Below are 2,039 nucleotides of genomic sequence, written 5' to 3'. Positions count from 1 at the left end.
GGGGCACTAAACCGAACCCCACTGCCCGTCCTCTGGACGATATTTGTGCTTCTCGGAGTTACTTTGCTGGCTATTGTTGATTGACTCGGGCAGTTAGCGACTATCGGTTCGATAGTGTGATTCATACAAAGTCCATCTTGCTGGATATATTCTCTGTACTGACCGATTCGCGGGTCGGTGAACGAAGTATCTAAGCCGTTCTACGGTACTTTGACTGAAGCCAGTCACTTGCTACCCCCGTTGAGAACTTGCAGGATAACAACTCCGACGACCAGCACAACTGCAATACTCACCCACGTAGGTAGATTTGCATTTAAAATAATGATGTCGTTATGGGGTTGTCTTGTTAATACTATTCGACGGAATATATTCTAATTGAGACGTCGACGGAGCATTCGCAATAAATACAGATTCAATATATCCCCAGTCATCAAAGTCATTTGACCCTCCACCCCCTGTTGAATATTGATACTCTACAACATTTGTGCAATCCTGATTAATTTCACAAGAATACTGATTATAATTCATTGTACTGGGATATTCCTCAGTTGTGTATTCACGAGAATCAATTCCGGTAAATGTCTCTTTGGATAGACCTAATGAATGCCCAATTTCGTGCATCAAGATATTCCCTGTTGCATCAATTCCATCGTACTCGATCAGGAGTATGTCTCCTCCAACTTCAGAGATGCCAATAATGGTTGTTGACTGTTCACTGGCGATATCAGTACCAATCAATACATGTCGAACCCCTTTGTCTCTATATGTGAACTCAGATTGGTACTCAGAGAGGTATACATCATATGTAATGAACTCTGTTGGTCGAAGCATTGACTCATCCTGTATGAATGAGATAATGATCCCCGTTTCATTATTAGGATTTTCAACCGGCGCAGATAAGAACGCTTGCTGTATTTGATCTAAATCAGACGTATACAGACTGGGAACAGCAGATGTCCTATCAATTTCATAGATTACATTCTTTTGTAACGGGTTTAATCTATTATACGCCTCTATTTGCTTATCTGGGAGTGTCACTTCGTGCCCATCAGAAAATCCATCTCCATCGGTGTCAGGATCCAATGGATCCGTCCTGTACGTGTGATACTCAATATGATCAGAAAGCCCATCTCTATCGGTATCAGGACTCAGTGGATTTGTTTCAAGACCTGCCTCTATATCATTTGTCAACCCGTCACCATCTGTATCTGTATTTTCGCTACGCTCTGTTGATGATTCCGTAAATTCAGAAGAATCCGTATTCGTATCTGGATTAGCAGTATCAGGTGTGTCGTCTTGGTTCGTCTCAGTAAAATCGCTGAGTCCATCGGTTGTATCATCGTCTTGTACCCCTGTTTTATTCATCTCTGAGTATGTTGTCGATGTTATTGATGATAATTCAGACTGAATATTTGATTGAACGTCTACTGGTAAGAACGTAGACCCTGTAGACAGAATAAATATACAAAGGATGAATAGAATAATTTTTTTCATATTTGATGTGTAGTTGTCCAGTTGAGTCACCTTGTAGCGCAACTCAATTGTGACTGTCGTCATTACTCTATATTATACTGAATCTGGTATTTATTCTCCTGTTTTTACCCTTCAGTTTCGATACATTTTAGACTATAATGTGTATATTGAGTTGATATATGACTATATTTTGCGTTGAATATCCGAATGTATAAAATACTATGAAGTGTAAATACGACGCTTAACATACCAATGTTACTCTATCACTCAATAGAATGTTATGCGCAAATCAACCCTAATAGTCGTTTTAATCATCATCTGGACTGGTGTGTTTGCTGTAGTCAACGTAGATACATACAATATTGATGCTGATAATGATAGGCTTACAACTAGTCATAAAGTCACTACAGATGTTAATGATCTCAATCGAATAGATTCTGATTATGATGGGATTATTGATGCCGATTCGATGGACTATAGCATTTCTCCAACAGAAACTAATTCAGTCACATTTCAAAAGAGACTCGACGACTCAGGATTGCTAGTCATAATCGAGGAGAATACCT

2 protein-coding genes are annotated in these 2,039 nt (G+C 39.4%); one reads left to right on the top strand and one right to left on the bottom strand.

Going from position 1 to position 2,039, the window contains the following annotated elements; translation table 11 throughout:
* Positions 1–330: 330 nt before the first annotated feature.
* Complete coding sequence (locus J07HQW2_RS05330; RefSeq protein WP_021054381.1) at positions 331–1,557, bottom strand: hypothetical protein; 1,227 nt, start codon at positions 1,555–1,557, stop codon at positions 331–333.
* 196 nt (positions 1,558–1,753) lie between these two features.
* On the opposite strand from J07HQW2_RS05330, the gene J07HQW2_RS05325 reads away from it, so the two are divergent.
* The coding region (locus J07HQW2_RS05325) for a hypothetical protein (RefSeq protein ID WP_021054380.1) at positions 1,754–2,039 on the top strand (286 nt) is incomplete at its 3' end.

Source organism: Haloquadratum walsbyi J07HQW2 (assembly GCF_000415985.1).
Lineage (GTDB): Archaea > Halobacteriota > Halobacteria > Halobacteriales > Haloferacaceae > Haloquadratum > Haloquadratum walsbyi_B.
This window is presented reverse-complemented; position numbering and strand designations above follow the sequence as displayed.